The organism is Moraxella sp. 179-F 1C4 NHS, assembly GCF_045370505.1.
GTDB lineage: Bacteria > Pseudomonadota > Gammaproteobacteria > Pseudomonadales > Moraxellaceae > Faucicola > Faucicola tetraodonis.
In genome coordinates this window covers 34,005-53,552 of sequence record NZ_JBIQEC010000013.1, presented here as the reverse complement: position 1 = coordinate 53,552, position 19,548 = coordinate 34,005, and the positions used below count along the sequence as shown (strand labels likewise).

Annotated in this window: 17 protein-coding genes and 1 tRNA gene; 4 read left to right on the top strand and 14 right to left on the bottom strand. The window is 43.7% G+C overall.

What is annotated here, in order from left to right; all coding sequences use genetic code 11:
• Positions 1–60: 60 nt before the first annotated feature.
• Positions 61–1,611, bottom strand: a complete 1,551-nt coding sequence (locus ACH0AB_RS07635) for a cryptochrome/photolyase family protein (protein ID WP_406877796.1) — start codon at positions 1,609–1,611, stop codon at positions 61–63.
• A 287-nt stretch (positions 1,612–1,898) separates the two neighbouring features.
• Between ACH0AB_RS07635 and ACH0AB_RS07630 the strand changes: the two genes are divergently transcribed.
• Positions 1,899–3,017, top strand: coding sequence for an energy transducer TonB (locus tag ACH0AB_RS07630; RefSeq protein ID WP_406877795.1), 1,119 nt, complete (start codon positions 1,899–1,901; stop codon positions 3,015–3,017).
• 134 nt (positions 3,018–3,151) lie between these two features.
• Here ACH0AB_RS07630 and ACH0AB_RS07625 read toward each other — a convergent pair whose 3' ends face one another.
• From ACH0AB_RS07625 to ACH0AB_RS07600, 6 genes are all read right to left on the bottom strand, one after another.
• Complete coding sequence (locus ACH0AB_RS07625) at positions 3,152–4,666, bottom strand: outer membrane protein transport protein (RefSeq protein ID WP_406877794.1); 1,515 nt, start codon at positions 4,664–4,666, stop codon at positions 3,152–3,154.
• Positions 4,667–4,911: 245 nt separating this feature from the next.
• Entirely contained in the window at positions 4,912–5,133 is a 222-nt protein-coding gene (infA, locus tag ACH0AB_RS07620; RefSeq protein ID WP_007116282.1) for a translation initiation factor IF-1, read from the bottom strand.
• 127 nt (positions 5,134–5,260) lie between these two features.
• Positions 5,261–6,067 carry a tRNA pseudouridine(38-40) synthase TruA gene (gene truA / locus ACH0AB_RS07615; RefSeq protein ID WP_406877793.1) on the bottom strand — a complete coding sequence of 269 codons (807 nt, stop codon included), beginning with the start codon at positions 6,065–6,067 and terminating at the stop codon, positions 5,261–5,263.
• Positions 6,068–6,127: 60 nt separating this feature from the next.
• Positions 6,128–7,222, bottom strand: a complete 1,095-nt coding sequence (locus tag ACH0AB_RS07610; RefSeq protein ID WP_406877792.1) for an asparaginase — start codon at positions 7,220–7,222, stop codon at positions 6,128–6,130.
• 8 nt (positions 7,223–7,230) lie between these two features.
• Positions 7,231–7,857, bottom strand: a complete 627-nt coding sequence (gene ybeY, locus ACH0AB_RS07605; RefSeq protein WP_406877791.1) for an rRNA maturation RNase YbeY — start codon at positions 7,855–7,857, stop codon at positions 7,231–7,233.
• Positions 7,858–7,860: 3 nt separating this feature from the next.
• Positions 7,861–9,045: a PhoH family protein gene (locus ACH0AB_RS07600; RefSeq protein WP_406877790.1), complete on the bottom strand. Its 1,185-nt coding sequence runs from the start codon at positions 9,043–9,045 to the stop codon at positions 7,861–7,863.
• Between the two features lie 346 nt (positions 9,046–9,391).
• Between ACH0AB_RS07600 and ACH0AB_RS07595 the strand changes: the two genes are divergently transcribed.
• A tRNA-Met gene (locus tag ACH0AB_RS07595) sits at positions 9,392–9,468 on the top strand.
• Between the two features lie 203 nt (positions 9,469–9,671).
• Here the strand turns inward: ACH0AB_RS07595 and putP are convergent.
• Positions 9,672–11,159 carry a sodium/proline symporter PutP gene (putP, locus tag ACH0AB_RS07590; RefSeq protein ID WP_406877789.1) on the bottom strand — a complete coding sequence of 496 codons (1,488 nt, stop codon included), beginning with the start codon at positions 11,157–11,159 and terminating at the stop codon, positions 9,672–9,674.
• Positions 11,160–11,368: 209 nt separating this feature from the next.
• Positions 11,369–12,208, bottom strand: coding sequence for a tRNA (guanosine(46)-N7)-methyltransferase TrmB (trmB, locus tag ACH0AB_RS07585; protein WP_406877788.1), 840 nt, complete (start codon positions 12,206–12,208; stop codon positions 11,369–11,371).
• A gap of 124 nt (positions 12,209–12,332) precedes the next feature.
• Here trmB and ACH0AB_RS07580 point away from each other — a divergent pair, with 124 nt between their 5' ends.
• On the top strand, positions 12,333–13,280 hold the full coding sequence (locus ACH0AB_RS07580; RefSeq protein WP_406877787.1) for a pilin: 948 nt from the start codon (positions 12,333–12,335) through the stop codon (positions 13,278–13,280).
• Between the two features lie 33 nt (positions 13,281–13,313).
• Here the strand turns inward: ACH0AB_RS07580 and ACH0AB_RS07575 are convergent, their stop codons facing one another.
• The 4 genes from ACH0AB_RS07575 to ispH form a co-directional block, all read right to left on the bottom strand.
• Positions 13,314–13,895 (bottom strand): TetR/AcrR family transcriptional regulator, encoded by a 582-nt coding sequence (locus ACH0AB_RS07575; protein ID WP_406877786.1) that lies wholly within the window; start codon positions 13,893–13,895, stop codon positions 13,314–13,316.
• 25 nt (positions 13,896–13,920) lie between these two features.
• A complete protein-coding gene (locus ACH0AB_RS07570; protein WP_248145284.1) occupies positions 13,921–14,322 on the bottom strand; it encodes a VOC family protein in 402 nt (133 codons plus the stop codon).
• Positions 14,323–14,454: 132 nt separating this feature from the next.
• Positions 14,455–16,425 carry a molecular chaperone HtpG gene (gene htpG / locus ACH0AB_RS07565; RefSeq protein ID WP_406877785.1) on the bottom strand — a complete coding sequence of 657 codons (1,971 nt, stop codon included), beginning with the start codon at positions 16,423–16,425 and terminating at the stop codon, positions 14,455–14,457.
• Positions 16,426–16,662: 237 nt separating this feature from the next.
• A complete protein-coding gene (ispH, locus tag ACH0AB_RS07560) occupies positions 16,663–17,631 on the bottom strand; it encodes a 4-hydroxy-3-methylbut-2-enyl diphosphate reductase (protein ID WP_406877784.1) in 969 nt (322 codons plus the stop codon).
• A 196-nt stretch (positions 17,632–17,827) separates the two neighbouring features.
• Between ispH and gmk the strand changes: the two genes are divergently transcribed.
• Positions 17,828–18,445 carry a guanylate kinase gene (gene gmk / locus ACH0AB_RS07555; protein WP_060994683.1) on the top strand — a complete coding sequence of 206 codons (618 nt, stop codon included), beginning with the start codon at positions 17,828–17,830 and terminating at the stop codon, positions 18,443–18,445.
• A gap of 39 nt (positions 18,446–18,484) precedes the next feature.
• Here gmk and ACH0AB_RS07550 read toward each other — a convergent pair whose 3' ends face one another.
• Positions 18,485–19,432: a LysR family transcriptional regulator gene (locus tag ACH0AB_RS07550; RefSeq protein WP_406877783.1), complete on the bottom strand. Its 948-nt coding sequence runs from the start codon at positions 19,430–19,432 to the stop codon at positions 18,485–18,487.
• Positions 19,433–19,548: the final 116 nt, after the last annotated feature.

Sequence of the window (19,548 nt, the reverse complement as noted above, 5' to 3'; positions counted from 1 at the left end):
AATAGTGTGCTTTTAACACCTTGATGTGAGCAATTGATTAATACTAACGCTATCGTTTACTCAACTGGTTTTTTTAAATGCCTCAATCGCCATCGCCCGTGAGATTTTTGTTGGGGTGTCAAGCTTTGGATAGGCGATGTGAGGATTTTGTGTTAGGTAGGTTTGCAGTTTTTGCTCATCGTTGATGATGTTAGCTGGCACTGTTGCAAGCTCGGGCACCCAGTGTTGGATATAGCTGGCGTCAGGGTCATGCGTTGCCGCCTGACTAAATGGATTCATCACCCGAAAATAAGGCTGGGCATCGGTACCAACGGAAGCTGACCATTGCCATCCACCATTATTACTGGCAAAATCACCATCTACCAAATGCTGCATAAAATACGCCTCACCCCAACGCCAATCGATTAATAGGTTTTTGCTCAGATACATCGCCACCACCATACGCAGCCGATTGTGCATAAAACCTGTGCTGTTGAGACAGCGCATCGCTGCATCCACCAGCGGCACGCCGGTCTTACCTTGATACCAGCGTTCAAAGTCGGCTAGGTCATAACGCCAAGCCACAGATTCATCGAGTGGGGTCAAAAACGCCTTGCCTTTAACGATATCGGGACGGTTAACCATAACGTCATAATAAAAATCGCGCCAAGCCAGCTCGCTAATCCAGCGCATGATGTCTTTCTCACTTCCCAGTCCTTGCTGACTGTTCAGCTTTTGTCTGGCTTCGAGATAGCATAATCTGGGCGATAGCATACCGATTGCCAAATAGGGTGATAAACGACTGGTCGCACCCAAGTGATTATTCAAAGCGGGCACGTCTCTGGCGGTATTGTAATCAGCGATATGTTTTTTTAAAAAGTCATCCAGTCGTGATTGGGCAGCCACTTCACCGGTAGGGTATAACAATTGTGCTAACTCACTCACGTGAGTGAGCTGTTTATCAAGCGCAGCGGTGGGGGTAAGATAAGCGCGATAAAATGCACCAATCGTTATATGGTCATTGGTATTAGTGTTGGTATTGGTATTGCGGCTGTCTTTGGCAAGTTGTGTGGTATTTATAGCCATGGCAGCAGGGGTGGGCGATAGGGTTAAGCCGCCAGTTTCAATCATCGCAAGCCAACGCTTGTAAAAAGGGGTAAAGACTTTGTACGGCATACCTTTGTCGGTGACGATACGCTGAGGGGCAACCACTTGACTATCATCAAACCATTGGGTAATTATGCCTAATGACTGAGCCTGCTGGGCGATATACTGGTCGCGGGCAACTTCATTAACTGGGTATTCCAGATTGGCAAATAAATGGCTTATAGAAAGCTGCTGGCAAAGCTCAAGTACATCCGTCGCCTGCAAGGCAAAATCATCCACCACTCTGATGATGATACCAATATTCAACTGAGATAAACTCTGCTCAAGTGCGCGGATTTGCCGCAGTATCAAGTCAATTTGCCACAGCGATTTGCGGTGAGATTGCCATTGCTTGGGTGTCAAATAAACCACGGCGATGACGCCAGCATGGTTTTGCTGTGCATGCTCACAGCAAGCCGCAAAAGCGGTATTGTCAAAGGTGCGCAAATCTTGGCGAAACCACATCAAGTTCATTGTACTGCTCATTATCTTTACCCCAATACAATAGTTTATCGTTAGGGTATTATGTCAACAAAGGCTTGGCTTCCCAAGACATTTTTTTAGGTTTATTGTGCTATCATGACGGTAAAACACCATTCATGCCGTTGCAAAAATGTGCAATCACCTGCATCAAAAGTCGGGTAAACGTTGTGTTGGCTTTGCGATATACGCGCCTTAAATAGCAAACTAACTATTTGATTTATGGCACAATTATATTAAGATGGTAATATCATATCCAATCATTGAAGCGTGCATCAAGCGATTTCCCTGTTATGCTATCTACCCCATCATTCGATAACAAATCGTCAAAACTATATATTAGGGTAGTGGTAGTTGGCATCGTTACCGCGTTGCATGGGCTGCTGCTATATCTATTTTTTCAGTACCAAACGCCATTAAAAATCAAACCGCAAACCACACAGCCGCTCGAAATTAGCTTTATCCAGCGGCAGCCTCACCCCTCGCAGACCTACCATTCACAACCGCCTGTAGTTATCCGTCATGTAGACCCTGCCAAACAACCTTATCCTAGCACTAACACACAAGCGGCTGATATTAAAGAAAAAACGTTCCCAAAACCAAACCCTACACCCGCTAAACCGGTGAATCACCCAGCAAAAGATAATAACCACAAGCCAATCGAACTCAGACCAACGATAGGTAATTCGACTAACCAAAAAAAAGCCAGTCAACCTAAAACTGCGTTATCTAAAACAAGTCAAAGTCAAAGTAGAAGCCAAACTCAACCCCAAAAAAAATCACAAGATATTCCTAGCGAGCCATTAATGAACGCGCGTGAAAATAACGCTCACTATAAACAACAGCAAGCGGCACAAATAGAACGCAACATAAATTTAAATAATAGCCAATCTCTTACTCAGTCCAAATCAGCGACCATCAACCAAAGCCATACCAATGCCGATAATGCTTTAAAACCTATAACTCACGATGAGCGTGCTAAATCATCTGCTAAATCATCTAAAGACTCGATGCGCCCTCAAATACAAAAAACGCCAAATCAGCCCGTTAGCCCAGTTATTTCAGCTATCCCCGATGTCCCAGCTATTAATTCGTCAGCAAAACCAGCAACACCCATCACCTTTGGCAATGCGGATGCAAGTTGGCAGAAAAAACCGAACACGCAGTTACCACCCAATTTATCGCGTATTGTGACACTAAAGCAGCTATCAAGCCTGCAAGTAAAACTTAATGTCAATGCCAAAGGTGACGTGGAAAAATGCAGGATTACGCAAACATCGGGTGATCAAGAGGTGGATAAATTTATTTGCCAACAAGTGCAAAAAGCCAAACTTTATCCAAAAAAAACCAATGGCGTCACGGTACCAAGCATTGGTAATCTCACGATAGCGCTGACCAATCTTGCAAATTAAACCATACGATATGTTGTTGAAGTGGCACCTATGTAATAATCATGAAAGGCTTACTGTGTCAACATTGATTAACTAGACACATAAAAAAAGCCAACCTGATGAACAGATTAGCTTTCATGTTATTGAAAGTTAGCTTATTTCTTTTGGTAAGATAAACGTAGACCGTATACCCAGCCATCATTGTCTTGGAAATCACCAACAATGCTACCATCGGGTAGTTTTGCTTTGGCATCACCAAACATCAAGTATTTAACGCCGCCTGAGATAGCCCATTCAGGCGTCAAATTGTATTTTGCTCCTAAGCCCACATTCCAGTTGCCCTCCACAGGTCCTAGAGAAGTGATGGGATTGCCTGCACCTGAGTCATAACCCACAGCGCCTGAAATAGCTAATTGTGGCGATAGTTTCTTACCTAGACCGACTTCAGCAGTCCAAGCGTCATCGTCATAAGAAACTAAATTTAGACCGCTTGCGCTACCATAGATTTTTGGTTTAATCGCAAAATCGCTCCAAGGTACCCAACGTGCTTTTGCGGTTAAAAGGGTTGTTGGATTGATACCTGTTTGGAAATCTAAGTTAACAGATTTCGGCGTGGTGATAGTAATTTCATTGGTGCCGACACCCGCTGCACCAAGTGCAGGAAGATTTTCCGTCATATTGACGTCATGGTCGATTTCAGAGCGATAGGTTAACGCGGCTTTGAGGGCAATTTCAGGTTTTAAATAAGCAATCCCAGCCATCCAGCCATAAGCCGTATCACGCGTAATATTTGCATCATAGCCAGAGGCGGTTTTATAAGCGTTACCACGTAAATGGACATCACCTTCTAAACGCTGAATCGTAGGACCACCATAGATTTGAATATTTTTCTTTTCACCCAGTTTTACCCCCAACAGTCCTGTGAAATTTTGGCTGCTGATAGAAACGTTGGTTGCACCTGTGACTTTAGATAAGTTTTGTGAAGCCGCTTGTGCGGTAGATAAAGTCTTAACTGCTTGTGTACCAGCCGCAACTTGGGTAGTACCTGCAGCAATCCCTTGTTGAAGTGCAGTAATTTGTGGCGTTAAAACAGGCGCTAAATCAGGGTTAGCAGCCAAAGCGGCTTGAGCTCTCGCTAATTGAGTATTTGCTGCATCTAATCGCGCTTGCCCTGCAGTAACTTGATTTTGGATGGTTGAGATAGCGGTTTGCAGTTCTGTCGCATTGGTAACAGGCAGTGCAATACCTGCATTTTGCAATCCCGCTGCTGCCTGAGCATAGATACCATTCACTATAGAAGTTGGTGCACCAACAAAGTTGTTATCGCCAGAAAAATCAACATCTGCGCCCCAAGGCTGATCAAAAAATGCCCCTACGCTGATGGTATCATTAACATCGGCTTTTGCGCCAAAGTTTAAAAACTGGTAATCATCGGCCATATCAGGGACATTGCGACCAGCGGTAAAGTTTGCGTCAGTTGTCGCAACCTTTGCGTTATCTTTACCCTCGATTTTTGGATCAATGGTAACGTGCTCAACATAGGCAAAAGTACCTTGCTCGGTAAAAGCCCAGCTTGGTTGGGTAGAGCGGTCTAGACCGGCGGCGTTTGCGATAGAGACAGTAGAAAGCGTAGCAACGGCTAGCGCAAGAGAAGAAATTTTAAATGACATGTGAAGCTCCCTGTTTGATTTTAATCATCACGTCTAATAGCTAATTTAACAAAAACTTATCAATAAATTAGAATTGACGTAATACCTTCCTTTGGTTAGGTAAAGAATAATCAAAATTTTAACAATTGACAACCGTAGAATCACATTTTTGTAAGAATTTATTGACCTGAGCAGTCACGAAAAAAAGAGGGTTTTAACTCATTGAGTTAAAACCCTCTTCTTACTAACTATATCTAGCTAAACAACTATCGACCGCGGTAAGTAATACGTCCTTTCGATAAGTCGTAAGGTGTCATTTCAACTTTAACTTTATCGCCTGTTAAGATACGAATATAGTTTTTACGCATTTTTCCAGAAATATGCGCAATAATTTCATGCCCATTTTCTAAACGCACTTTAAATAAAGTGTTAGGTAAAGTATCGACCACTTCGCCTTCAAATTCAATTACATCGTCTTTTTTTGCCATAATACCTATATCTATGAGTCAAATGTATAAATGCAGATTATACGCTGATGCGTGTGTTATCGCAACTTTTAAGCCCTAAATCAATCAATTGAAAAAAACAGCTAAAAGATTTGCACGCATCGCGACCTTATTCAGGCAAATTTAGCCAAATAGGGGATAGCCTTGTTGCAGGTAACAGTGATTGAAATTGGGGTGGATACAGCGCATTGATAAAGTACAGCCCATCGGCAGAGGCAGTTGCTGCCGCAAGTGACCGATTTTTGCTAAGTAGCAGTGCTTCAATCCATGCGACTGGCTTTTCACCGCGCCCAATTTCAAACAACGTACCCATAATATTTCGCACCATGTGATGCAAAAAACCATCGGCTTGGATATCCAGCACTAACAGCTCACCATGCTGAATCAATTTGGCAAAATGGACATGGCGGACAGGCTGATTAGATTGGCAGGAAGCGGCACGAAAACTGGTAAAATCATGAGTGCCTTCCAGATAGGTCGCTGCCTGCTGCATCAGTTCGACATTAAGCGGGGCATATTCATGGGTAATTTGCTGATTGAGTATCGCAGGTCGAAAGGGGTGGTTGAGGGTAATATAGCGGTAGCGTCGAGCAATGGCAGAAAAGCGCGCATGAAACTCAGCAGGCATCACTTGTATCCAGCGCACTGCGATATCATCGGGTAGCAGAGAATTTGCGGCACGCAGCCAATTATAAGGCTGACGCGTGGCACTGGTTTGAAAATGGGCAATCATATTTGACGCATGGACGCCGGCATCGGTACGACCTGCAGCGATGACTTCTATGGGTTCATTAGCTATCTTTGATAACGCTGCTTCAACATGCTGCTGAATACTATCAACTTCTTGTTGTCGTTGCCAGCCGCGATAGCGAGTACCAATAAATTCAATGCTGATCGCATAAGTATTTACAGTCATAAAAAAGCCAATTTTGCCAAAACATACGATAAAAAGCCTAGTATAACAACTAATCAGTTATTAGGCGACGGTGTGGGTATCTTTTAGACAATGCACCCAGCGCTGACGGCGGCGAGCAGGGGTGTCATAACTGCCAATCAACCAAAGCAAACGCGCAAATATCGCAGGTAAGGTCAATCGTCCCGTCATCAAAACCTCACACTGAGCCAGCCATGCCCCCGCCTCATACGCTTGGCTGACGCCGCCATACGCGCATTGGGTCGTCACTGCAACTAGACAGCCTTGTTTTTTCGCCTGTAATAATTGGTTTTTGATAGATTTGGCATACGGCACATTACCTGCACCAAATGCCAAAATAATGATGGCATCAGGTTTTTCAGACAATAAATTATCCAAGCGAGTGGCGAGCAAATGCGTATCTAAGGGTGTCAAATAAAGTGTGGCAATATTGGCATGGGACAAGCTGTCAAAGACTTGCGGCAATTGACTCAACCGATCTTCTAGCCAAAGTTGATGCTGAGCCTGGGTGATTTTTGAGGTATAGCTATTGGCGGGATAACCAGCACGGTGGTGCCCCACAAACGCCATTAAATCATGGCTATGAATTTTTTGCACAGTTTGCGCAGGCCAATCTTCACCAGAAAAACACACCCGCACCCCAGGCTCACCATGACGGGCTAATTTGCAAGCATCAAATAAATTCTGCGTGGCATCGCTCTGCGGGTCGATGCGGTAATCAGTTAACACATTGCTATCAAGCAAAGGTCTCATCGCCCCTGTCACCACAATACTGATATGACTACCAGCAAAACACTCTGCCAAAAAAGCCGCAAGGTAGCTGAGCGTATCCGTGCCTGTTAGCACCACAAATTGGCGAAGCCCTTGCCCAATGGCTTGTACAATCAATTGATAAAAATGCGCGAAATCAGCAGGCGTTAACTGGCTACTGTCTTTAATGACCTCATTATCTAATATCCGCCAATTCACAGGGTCGTGTGCATGGTTTGGGTAGGTGGCAAAATGGGTCTGTAAAATCTGTGATAACACAGGTAAAAAAATATCAGCATCTAAGCTAGCAAGCGGTTTGCCATAACTGCCAAAAGTGCCGCCCGCGTAGATGATGCCAATACTTGATTTGGTGATAGATTTACTCAATTGAAATTTTACTCATAAGGGTTGGCAACGGATAACTTATCAAGGACAGCGATTTCAATCGCTTCCATTTCATCTTGCTCAGCTTGCCCAAGTTCATGGTCAAAACCCAGCAAATGCAGCATCCCATGCACCAGCAAATGGGTCAGATGCTGCTCTACTGTTTTGCCTTGCTCAGCAGCTTGACTAACCACCACCGCATGGCAAATCACTAGTTCACCTAGCGGCAATGCGGGCAGTAATTCTAGCACAGCTTCAGGCAATTCACTGGCATAGGATAAAATATTGGTGGCGTAGTCTTTGCCACGCGCATCCAAATTGATGGCGCGAGCTTCCACAGGCTCCGTGACATAAATTTCTAATTCAACGGTTTTTTGAAAGATAACTTCACCCAGTTGACTAGGTATCTCAGTGGTGTCTTGATGGGTTTGAAAATACTGCAGAACTTGCTGCAAAATAGCGACAATCTTGTCTTGTTGGTACAAGGCTTCAAGTTCGCCAAAATTTGGCAGCGCAATTAAGTCTTCAGCAAAACTAATTATCACTTGACTCATCGGCACTTGACTAAGCGGCGCTTGCGGCAAAGCGCCAGCTAAATCACCTGTTAAATCAATTTGGGTTGGCAAAGCTGATGACATAAGCTACTCCGCGATACCTATATCAATGGGTGCGTTATCAATCGGAGCTTTATCATTCGATGCTTTATCAATCGGAGCGTTGTTATCCGTTACCCCGATAGCCGAACTTGCTGCTTGAGACTGTGCTTGGCTTTGTTCAAGTAGGCGCGATTGCTTTTTGGCTTCTTTAATCGCTTCTTGCGCTTCATCGTATTTATCATAGGCTTGCACAATTTTTTGAACCAATTGATGGCGTACCACATCTTTGCTATCAAACCGCGTCACATGAATTTCTTCAATATCCGCCAAGATTTCTAGCGAATGCCGCAAGCCTGACTTGGTGCCGCGAGGTAAGTCCACCTGTGACATATCGCCCGTGATGACCGCACGTGAGCCAAAACCCAAACGGGTCAAAAACATTTTCATCTGCTCAGGGGTGGTATTTTGTGCTTCATCCAAAATCACAAACGAATTGTTTAAGGTACGACCGCGCATGTAGGCGAGGGGGGCTACTTCAATGACTTGTTTTTCAATCAGTTTTGCCACTTTTTCAAACCCTAGCATTTCATATAAAGCGTCATAAAGTGGGCGTAAATAAGGGTCAATTTTTTGGGTCAAATCGCCTGGTAAAAAGCCCAATTTTTCCCCTGCTTCCACCGCAGGGCGCACCAGCAAAATACGCTCAATCTCATTACGCTCTAGCATATCCACCGCACAAGCCACCGCCAAGTAAGTCTTACCCGTCCCTGCAGGACCTACGCCAAACGAGACATCAGAGAGTAAGATTTTTTTGACATATTGCTGTTGGTTGTAACCGCGGGGAATGATTTTTCCTTTACGGGTTCTCAAACTAATCGGGGTGAATTCAGTGCTATCGGCGCGCTCGCTGCCATTTGCGCTAGCGGCATTATTCTCTAGCGCTAAATCTTGCTCACGGCTAAAACTCGTTTGCACGAGCAGGTGCAAATCTTCTGGCGAGATGACGTCGTTGCTTTGTGCTTCATCGGCAAGCTGTACCAAAATACGCTCAGCACGCGCGACTGAATCAAGCTCACCTGAAATCACAAAATCGGTTTTGCGTTGGTGAATGTGCACTGACAGGCGATGTTCAAGGTACTTAATGTGGTTATTGTATTCGCCCAATAGGGTTTTGAGTTGGTGGGCTTTTAGAGATGATAAATCGACCGTTCTGCTGATGGTATCGCTCAAGAGTGCTTCCTTTTATGGGTTTTTATAGTTGTGATAAATCATAAGGTTGAGAGATTAGGGGAGTATGACAGTAACCAATATAATATTTTGGCACGTTGATACTATTATGGTAAATATATGCAAAAATTCAAGTGACGTTCACGGGTTTTTGTCATTTCAAGTGATTTTGAAGCCAACAGTCAGGCAATGCTCAGTCATAACGGGCAAAAAATTAAATTTTGAGAAAATGAAAAAAAATGTGACAAAATGCTTGACGACATAGGGTTAAATACGCATAATATGCACCCCATGACAGGCAAGAAATAGTTTCAAAATTCTGCCTAAATCCTGCAAATTTGCCAAACATGGCGATGTAGCTCAGCTGGTTAGAGCGCACGACTCATAATCGTGAGGTCAAGAGTTCAAGTCTCTTCATCGCCACCATTTGCAAATAACTTAACGCCCAGGATTTTGAAAAGTCCCGTATTTTGCTAAGCCAAGCATTTTGATGTTTGGCTTTTTTGTTGTTTGTCATTTGGTTGTTTTTCATTTGACAATAAAAAAATAACGAAAAGGAAAAACAAAAAAGGGCGATAGCTGTATCACCCTTTTGTCATTTAAATTACTATTTAAATTGTCATTCAATATTAACGGGCTGCGTTAAAGGCTTTATTGGCATCATCAAAACGTGCCATAACTTTGTTAGATGCGGGCGTTAACAGCGACACCACATAGATGGCAATCATGCCTAAAATGAAGCCTGGTACGATTTCATAAAGACTACTACCGGTTAATGGTTTCCAAGCAATGACCGTCAACGCGCCTACAAGCATACCCGCCAATGCACCTGTGCCAGTCATACGTCGCCAAAATAACGACATCAATACCACAGGACCAAACGCCGCGCCAAATCCTGCCCAAGCATAAGAGACCAATCCCAACACTTTGCTGTCTGGGTTTTGGGCAATGACAATGGCAATCGCTGAGACCAAAAGCACCATGAATCGACCAATCCAAACCAGCTCTTGTTGCGTGGCAGTAGGGCGAATAAACCCTTTATAAAAATCTTCTGTAATCGCGCTTGAGCATACCAATAATTGACAGCTGAGGGTACTCATGACCGCCGCCAAAATAGCAGACAATACCACACCGACAATCCAAGGGTTAAATAACAATTGTGCCAAACCGATAAAGATACGCTCGTTGTTATCTTTTAAGATGGCAGTTTGCTCAGGATGCACCGTCATATAGGCAAGCCCAAAATAACCGACCGCCACCGCGCCTGCTAGGCATAAAATCATCCAAGTCATACCGATACGACGGGCATTATTTAGTGATTTGACCGAATTTGCCGCCATAAAACGCGCCAAAATATGCGGCTGACCGAAATAACCCAAGCCCCACGCAGCCGCACTGATGATACCGACGAATGACGTACCAAACAGCAAGTTACCGTAGTTTTTGTTATTTGCCTGTGCCGCCATACTGACCGCCGCATGAATCTCATCCATACCGCCTAAGTTTAAATAAACCATGATGGGCGCAAATACCAGCGCAAAAATCATCAAACTTGCCTGAATAGTATCCGTCCAGCTTACCGCCAAAAATCCTCCAATAAAGGTATAGATAATGGTGGCAAATGCCCCTAGCCACATAGCCGTGGTATAATCAATTTCAAACAAGCTTTCAAATAGTCGCGCACCTGCGACAATGCCTGAGGCGCAATAAATGGTAAAGAAAAATAAAATAATCGCCGCCGAAGCAATTTTAATCAATTTATTGTTGGCGCCAAAGCGGTGGTGAAAGTATTCAGGCAAAGTTAGCGCATTGTTATTAAACTCAGTATGCACCCGCAGTCGACCCGCCACCAAAAGCCAGTTAAAATACGCCCCAATCACCAAACCAATCGCAATCCAAGATTCACTCAGCCCCGATACATAAATCGCCCCAGGTAACCCCATCAGCAGCCATCCTGACATATCTGACGCACCCGCCGACATCGCGGTCACAAAACTGCCCAGACTACGGCCACCCAAAATATAGTCATCAAAGTTACGCGTGGCAAAATATGCCGCAAACCCGATGCCTAATACCAAAATCAAATACAACGTAAATGTAATATAAACGGGTGTCATCCCATCACTCCTAAGGTCATCCCGATTCAAGGTAATAAAACCACTAAAAATTGATAGCAGTCATAGAGATTTTACGTGGCATCACACGCTAATCGACATCCTGATAGATACCATCTAATAACGAAAAGTCACATTGTAGAAAAATTTTAGGCATAAAAAAAGGATAATCGCTGTGATTATCCTGTTTATGACATAAAATTGTCAACGCGCTAGACTTTGCGATACATAATATCGTAAATAGCGCGACCTTCCTCCATACCGCGTTTTTCAAATTTAGTCAGGGGACGAAAATCGGGACGCGGCAAAAAGTTACCTATACCTTCGCTGTTTTTGCCTTCGACATTTGCAAACGCGGTTAAACCATCCATGACTTCAATCATCCAATGGGCATAATGTTCCCAATCGGTGGCAGCATGAAATATGCCGCCTTTTTTAAGCACCCGTTCCACCACCCTCATGCGATCAGCACTGACAAAACGGCGTTTGTAATGGCGCTTTTTTTGCCAAGGGTCAGGAAAATACAACTGCAGCGTGTCAATATGCGCCGCCGGTAATTGCTGCATCAAAGCAATGGCATCGCCGCTGATGAGTTTGAGGTTATTTAGACCGATTTCCCCTGCCAAAAATGCACAATTACCCAGTCCTGCCTCATGCACTTCAATGCCGACAAAGTTTCGTGTTGGGTCATTTTTTGCCATTTCCACCAAACTTGTGCCCATACCAAAGCCGATTTCAAATGTCAAAGGCGCGGCTGGATTGGTAAACAGGGTTCGCAAATCGCTGATGTCAGTGATGTCCATCGCTTGAATTGCGTCCAAGTTGGGCTGGACAAAAAAATGGGCAAAGTCTGACTGTAACCCAGCTTCTGCCTTTTTGCCCACATGGGTTTTGCGCTTCATAAAAGTTTGAATGGCGCGATAGTGCAGGGATGAATCAGGGTTTTCATCATTCGGTTGTGGGGTAGTGGAGAGATTGGGAGAACGGCGGTGAGTATCGGGTTTAGCCACATCGACTGTCTCAGAAGTTTGGGTGTGTTGGGGTGTCATCATTTGCAAAAATCGTAGTTGGTGTGATAAAGGGTGGTTGTGATAAAATTCGGCTATTATAAGTGAAAACCTCAACAAGTGAAAACCTCAACAAGTGAAAACAACCAATGGATAATCCCTAATCGCCATGTTATTTCTTGAAAAAACATCACCGCCGCCATTTTGGCAGCCCCAGCTAACCGATAAACAGCGTCTAATGTATGACAAAGCCTTTATCGGCAATCGCTCGCAGGCGTATTATCTCAAGCGTTTTGCCCAGTTTGATGAGGCAGGGCGATTGACGGCAAAGTGGCATTGGGCAGGGTTTTTGATGACGTTTCCTTGGCTGTTATACCGTAAGCGATTCTTAGATAGCATTGTCTATTCGGTGGCGGGATGGTCATTTATTCAGCTTAATGTCACTATCATTTTGGTGGCGATAGAGTATTTATTGATACGCAATCTTGATGAAGCGATTCGTATGCCGCTACGTATTGGCATTGGGCTTGCGATTTGGCTGTTTTGGTCGGTAATGGTAGCACGTTGGAGCGATGCTTATTATTATCGGATGGCACGCCGTGAAATCGCCGATGCGATTGAAATGTATCCGCGGGATGAGGAAAAACAGCTGGCTCATATCCGCAGGCATGGCGGTGTAAGTTTGGTGGGTTTGGCGCTGGCGTTTGGCTTTTATGCGTTTTCTTTGTTTGTAATACAAGTGCAGTTTTTGCCGATTTATGCCAAACAAAAAGCCAATGCCACGCTGTTTGAGGTGCTTGATATCGTAGAAAGCGCACAGGGGCGAGTCGATGCCATCTATAAAGCCACCGGTCAATGTCCTGTCAATACACCGCTAAGCACAGATAACCAAAAAGTGGTGCTAAAAGTGCTGACCCAAGCAGAAAGCATTCCAACTGACAGTCATTGTATGATTCAAGCGACAGTACGAGGCGTGCCGTTTCCCAATCGCTGGCTCAATGGTCAGACGCTAACCATGTACCGCATTGGCGATAGTAAAGTCGATGGTAGTTGGGGCTGTATCACCTCACTCAATCGCAAGCAAACGCCAAAACAATGTATGGTGGCAGAGAGATAACGATTTGAAGTTATCTGCAGTAATTTAGACCTATTACTTTTTAAAACCTTTAACGAGTGTAGAAATTATTTCATAAAGCTTTTCAACATCTAACATTAGATTTGATTCAGCAATATTCAGTGCAAGTTCGTCTAAAGCACCAGAAATCATACTTGAGATTAAGGATACTTCAATTTCCACCAAAAAACCTTTTTTAGACAGACTCTGTAAATGTTCCAGTAATAAGTTTGAGGAATTTTCATTATCAATCGTTTTCCATTCACGCCATTCAATGACGTTTGGAGCGTCGATTAACAATATTCGTTTATTTTTTTCGGTGATTGCTGTTTGAATAAAAGCAATACAGCCTACAATTAGTTGCTCCCAAAGGTCGTTAACTAATTGCGACTGTGTGGCAATTGAATCAGCTATTTCAAGCTGTACTTCCGTGACAACCGCTATAAATAAATGTTTTTTATTCTTAAAATGATGATATAGAGCACCTCTTGTTAAACCTGCTTCAGAAGCAATTGATTCTAAAGAAGCATCTGCATACCCAAATCTTGAAAAATGTTCTCTAGCAATATTCACCAATAATTTAATCGTTTGCTGAGAAGCAAGCTCGTTTTTATTCATACAACTTTACACTTTTTTTATACTTTTAAAGATAGTTTTTGGCAAATTCTTCACTAGGTGGAATAATTTGTATCACATCAACAAGAAGCGATTGGGAAGTTTCTATAATGAAATGTTTTTGACCAAAATCTTCAATCGTTAAGTCAAGCAAAAAGCGAATTTCATCACAGGTTTTCAATCTATTATAATAGCCATCCACGTTATCCACTTCAAGGTTTAGAATGATACCAGAAGAAACTTTTCTAAAATCTATAGGTATCGTATCGTGTTGATAGTCTATAAAAGCTAATTCAAAACCAGTATTATTTTTTAAACTAATATACCAGTCGCTGGCAAAAGTTTCATCAAACGAAAAATTTTTGATAAAAAAATCTGCCGATTTTTTAATATCGTCTGTCATAATGACTGAATAAACACTGTTAATCATAACTTATCTCCTGTTAAATTATTGTTTTAATCTAACATACATACTGAATGTATGCAAATTTGATTTAAAAAAAGCCGAGCAAATGCCCGACTTTATTTATAAAGGGCGTAAGCATTACGCCCCTAGCCAACATCACTTCATCAACAACGCATTGACGCGTTTTAAATAAGCGGCTGGGTCGTCTAATTGACCGCCTTCGGCAAGTAATGCCTGGTCAAAAATCACTTGCGCGAGGTCGTCGAACTGCTCTGCGCTTTCCAATTTTTGAATGAGCGGATGGTTTGGGTTGACTTCCAAAATTGGTTTGCTCTCTGGCACAGGCTGACCCATTTGTTTGAGCATTTGCATCATCTGTGGCGATAGTTCACCATCAGCGGTAACGAGCAGAGCAGGGCTATCAACAAGGCGGTTGGATACTCGTACATCTTTAGCACGGCTACCTAACACGCCTTTGAGTTTTTCTACCACAGGCTTGAAGGTTTCTTCCGCTTTTTTGGCTTCTTCCTTTTCGGCTTCATCGGTCAAATCGCCCAAGTCTACCGCGCCTTTGGCGATGTTTTGTAGCGGTGTGCCATCGTACTCAAACATAAAGTTCATTGCCCATTCATCAACCGGGTTGGTCATCAAGATGACTTCAATGCCTTTTTTCTTGAACACTTCAAGTTGCGGACTAGTTTTGGCGGCGGCGAGGTTCTCAGCTGTTAGATAATAAATCGCCTTTTGACCGTCTTTCATACGACCTTTATAGTCGTCAAAGCTGGTGACCACATTGTCATCAGTGGTAGTGGCATAGCGCAATAATTTGGCAATTTTATCCATATTGCTTTGGTCTTCACCCAAGCCTTCTTTCAAGACGTTGCCAAATTCAGCATAAAACTGTTTATATTTTTCTTGCTTTTCGGCTTCATCGCTATTGGCTAGGCTAGCTAGCACAGTCAGTATACGGCGGGCGTTACCATCGCGGATAGATTTGACATCGCGAGACTCTTGCAGGATTTCACGGCTGACATTGAGCGGTAAATCAGCGGTATCAATCACCCCTTTGACAAAACGCAAATACATCGGCAATAACTGCTCGGCATCATCCATGATAAATACACGTTTGACGTACAGTTTTAGACCGTGTTTTTGCTCACGTTGGTACAGGTCAAACGGTGCTTTCTTAGGGATATATAGCAGCTGGGTATATTGGAGACGTCCTTCGACACGGTTGTGCGTCCAAGTTAGCGGTTCATCATAGTCATAGGTAAGATTTTTATAAAATTCTTTATACTCTTCGTCTTCAATTTCTGAAGGTGAGCGCGTCCATAAGGCATTGGCCTGGTTGATGGTTTCCCATTCATCGGTGGTTATCATTTGACCTTGGGGCATCTCACCTTTGGCAGTTTCGCCCCCTGCTTCTGAATTAGCAGTTTTTTGCGCGTCAGTGAGTTCTTCTTCTTGCCAAACTTCTTTGCGCATTTGGATGGGCAAGCTGATATGGTCAGAGTATTTATTGACTAAAGATTTGATTTTTTGGCGGTCAAGGTATTCGCTGTGTTCATCGGTAACATGTAAAATCACTGTCGTGCCACGGGTAGGCTTTTCGATGGTTTCGGTGGTGAATTCACCGGTACCGTCTGAAACCCAGCGTACGCCTTGGCTGGCAGGCTCACCTGCTTTACGCGATTCCACCGTGATGGTGTCCGCTACGATAAAACCTGAATAAAAACCCACCCCAAATTGACCAATCAAATTGCCGTCTTGTTTTTGTGCATCGGATAATTTTTCTAAGAAAGCTTTGGTACCTGATTTGGCAATAGTACCCAAATGTTCTACGGCATCGGCTTCATTCATACCGATACCATTGTCAATAAAACTGATGGTTTTGGCATCTTTATCAATATCAATGCGAATGCGTAGTTCACTGTCACCTTCATACAGCGCGTCATTTTGATTGCCTTCAAAGCGCAACTTGTCACAGGCATCAGAGGCATTTGACACCAGCTCACGCACAAAGATATCCGCATTGGAGTAAAGCGAGTGGGTGACTAGATGTAATAGTTGCGCGACTTCAGCTTCAAAGCTATGTTTTTTTGGCTCAGTTTTGTTTGAATCTGCCATAGTAAGTAACTCCTAAAAATAAGAATAAAAATAATTAACCCAATTTATGATGGTTCGTTGTCATAGTTAGGGTGAATGCAAAACTATTTCAAGCATAAGCATCACAATTTTTTAATTTTTAAATAATAAAAAAATGATGCAAGCAGGGTTTAAATCACCAATAATTAAATGACCAATAAAAAGCCGAGCATACTTATACCCGGCTTTACTTGCCATCTATCCGATACTATATCTCTGTTAAATCTTGGATTGACTAGGATTAGGCAGTTGGGGTGAGCGTAACGCTTTGGGCAAGCTAAAGGTGACGTTTTCCAAAATACCGGATAATTCCTCAGGTTTCTCGCCACCCCAGGATTGTAAGGTATCTAATACTTCTTGAATCAATACTTCAGGCGCGGATGCACCCGCAGTCACGCCTACCGTATCCACGCCTGCAAACCAGTCTTTTTGCATTTCGCCGGCATTATCAATCAAATGCGCTTTGGCGCCCAAACGCTCCGCGAGTTCACGCAAGCGATTGGAGTTGGATGAGTTGGGTGAGCCCACCACTAACACCACTTGACAACGCGCCGCAAGCTCCTTGACCGCATCTTGACGGTTTTGGGTGGCATAACAAATGTCATCTTTACGCGGTGCATGGATTTTGGGGAATTTATTTTTTAGCGCATCAATCACTTCTGCGGTGTCATCCATTGATAGGGTGGTTTGGGTGACAAATGCCAAATCAGTATCGGCCGGTAGGTCAAGATTGGCAACATCCACCACATCTTCAATTAAGTGAATACGTCCACCGTATTGTGGATCGAAGCGCCCCATCGTGCCTTCTACCTCTGGATGACCGGCATGACCAATCAACACCGCATCTACGCCTGTTTTGGCAAATTTATTGACTTCGATATGGACTTTGGTAACCAGTGGGCAAGTGGCATCAAACACCGTCAAATCACGGCGTTCGGCTTCATCTTCCACGGCTTTGGAGACGCCATGCGCTGAAAAAATCACAATCGCCCCATCCGGCACTTCATCCAACTCTTCGACAAACACCGCACCGCGATTGGCAAGGTCTTCCACCACAAATTTGTTGTGTACCACTTCATGGCGCACATAAATAGGCGGTTCAAAGCGCTCAAGGCAGACATTAACGATTTCGATGGCTCTATCGACCCCAGCACAAAAACCACGGGGATTGGCGAGTAAAATTTTCATAACGCAGTTCTTCAGTCATTGATGATTCATGTGGCTAGTTTACCATGAGTTCATACACGCAAAATATGTTAAACGTAAAAAATCAGCGAATCGGTATTGAAGGGCTAAATTACGCAGAAATTGTTAGCAAAAATTGCTAAAATAGCCGATTCAAAAATGGCTACTACTTATTTAATCAAACCCCTAAGGATATGTCATGACCAAAGGCTCATTATTTATCATCACCGCAGCAAGCGGTACTGGCAAAACATCGCTGGTCAAACAGCTGATTGCAACGACCAATGACTTGGCGGTGAGTATCTCGCATTCGACTCGCAAGCCACGTCCTGGTGAGATTGATGGGCAGCATTATCATTTTGTCAGCCGCGAGATATTTGCTGATATGATTAAGCAAGGTGAGTTTTTGGAGCATGCCGAAGTGTTTGAAAACTACTATGGCACCGCCCAGTCCACAGTAGAATTTATGCTGACCAATGGCTTGGATGTCATCTTAGAAATCGACTGGCAGGGTGCGCTGCAAGTGCAAAAATTGCGTCCCGATGCCACGACCATTTTTATCCTACCGCCGGACCGCCAATCGCTGCGCCAACGGCTTTCCAATCGCGGACAAGACAGTCAAGAGGTCATTGAAAAACGTCTTGCCGGTTCGGTTAATGAAATGTCGCAATACGTGAATTTTGATTATGTGGTGATTAATGACAATTTCGACGTGGCATTAGCGGAGTTAAAATCAATCATCATCGCCAATCGTTTGACTCTCGCTAAACAGCAAGAGCGGCACGCTGGCCGTATTGAGCAGCTACTGTCTGAATAAATCATCAATAGCCTATAAATAATCAATAAGCGCAACGAGCTAATGAAACGCACTAAAAATCTGCTGTCTTAGCCAGCCATATAGGGGGTCAACCTGTTGTTGTTGGTGCCAATAGCCGTGTAACTCGATATGAGTCAACGCAATCGGCAAATCCAAAATCTGCCAGCCTTGGGCGGGTGGCAAAAATGTGGTGGCTAACTGGCGCGGCAAGGTAAGCAATAGTTTGTCTTGTTTTAGCAATTGAAAAGCAGTGGCATAATGTTGGCAACGGATTTTACTCTGCCGCTGCCAACCTGCTTTGGACAGTAAACTATCTTCAATCGACAGACCTAGCCGCCGTGATGACACAGTTATATGTTGACTGGCAAAATACTGGGCTTGGGTAATAGTCGGTTCATTCGCCAATTCAGCGGCAAAATTTGGCGCATACAGTACCAGCACAAACTCATCTCGTAACAAGGGTTGATGCACAATCTCACTATCCACCACCCGCGCCACATCAATGGCAAAATCCAGCTGTCCAACTTTTAGTTCATGCGCAAGCGCTGAGCGATTGAGCCGGCTACTGGTGATTTGGCAATTGGGCAGGACTTGATGAATTTGGCTGACCAATTTGTTAAACACAATCAATTCAATTTCATCGTGCATGGCAATCGTCAACTTAGTAAAGCTCTGCTGCGCCATCTCGCCAAGTTTGCTGTCGCTCAATAAATGGTTAGTTTGAAATATTTGTTCGAGATTTTCAAAGCTTTGTTTGACTGTGGGATAAAGCCGTTTGGCATACAGCGTGGGGTGCAGCTCACCTTTTTCCCGATAAAAAAGTTCGTCCCCGAGCGCCTGACGAAGACGACCTAACGCATGGCTAATGGCAGATTGGCTCAAATGCAAAGCTTCTGCAGTATGAGTAAGATTTTTGAGCTCAAAAATATAAATAAATAGCCTAAGTAAATTTAAATCAAGCTGCTTTAACGGGTTTTTATGCAACATTTGGATAATACCTTACAAGTAGAGGGCGGTTGTTTGCTCAATAATTTGGCTAAGACATCTCAGTCGTATGAATTTTATTCATAGTATTTTACTAATTAAAATCATTTTATTCATGA

Coding starts and splice junctions, on each gene's coding strand:
- ACH0AB_RS07635 (WP_406877796.1), bottom strand. CDS start 1,611: ATGAGCAGTACAATGAACTTGATGTGGTTTCGCCAAGATTTGCGCACC.
- ACH0AB_RS07630 (WP_406877795.1), top strand. CDS start 1,899: ATGCTATCTACCCCATCATTCGATAACAAATCGTCAAAACTATATATT.
- ACH0AB_RS07625 (WP_406877794.1), bottom strand. CDS start 4,666: ATGTCATTTAAAATTTCTTCTCTTGCGCTAGCCGTTGCTACGCTTTCT.
- infA (WP_007116282.1), bottom strand. CDS start 5,133: ATGGCAAAAAAAGACGATGTAATTGAATTTGAAGGCGAAGTGGTCGAT.
- truA (WP_406877793.1), bottom strand. CDS start 6,067: ATGACTGTAAATACTTATGCGATCAGCATTGAATTTATTGGTACTCGC.
- ybeY (WP_406877791.1), bottom strand. CDS start 7,857: ATGTCATCAGCTTTGCCAACCCAAATTGATTTAACAGGTGATTTAGCT.
- putP (WP_406877789.1), bottom strand. CDS start 11,159: ATGACACCCGTTTATATTACATTTACGTTGTATTTGATTTTGGTATTA.
- trmB (WP_406877788.1), bottom strand. CDS start 12,208: ATGATGACACCCCAACACACCCAAACTTCTGAGACAGTCGATGTGGCT.
- ACH0AB_RS07580 (WP_406877787.1), top strand. CDS start 12,333: ATGTTATTTCTTGAAAAAACATCACCGCCGCCATTTTGGCAGCCCCAG.
- ACH0AB_RS07575 (WP_406877786.1), bottom strand. CDS start 13,895: ATGAATAAAAACGAGCTTGCTTCTCAGCAAACGATTAAATTATTGGTG.
- ACH0AB_RS07570 (WP_248145284.1), bottom strand. CDS start 14,322: ATGATTAACAGTGTTTATTCAGTCATTATGACAGACGATATTAAAAAA.
- htpG (WP_406877785.1), bottom strand. CDS start 16,425: ATGGCAGATTCAAACAAAACTGAGCCAAAAAAACATAGCTTTGAAGCT.
- ispH (WP_406877784.1), bottom strand. CDS start 17,631: ATGAAAATTTTACTCGCCAATCCCCGTGGTTTTTGTGCTGGGGTCGAT.
- gmk (WP_060994683.1), top strand. CDS start 17,828: ATGACCAAAGGCTCATTATTTATCATCACCGCAGCAAGCGGTACTGGC.
- ACH0AB_RS07550 (WP_406877783.1), bottom strand. CDS start 19,432: ATGTTGCATAAAAACCCGTTAAAGCAGCTTGATTTAAATTTACTTAGG.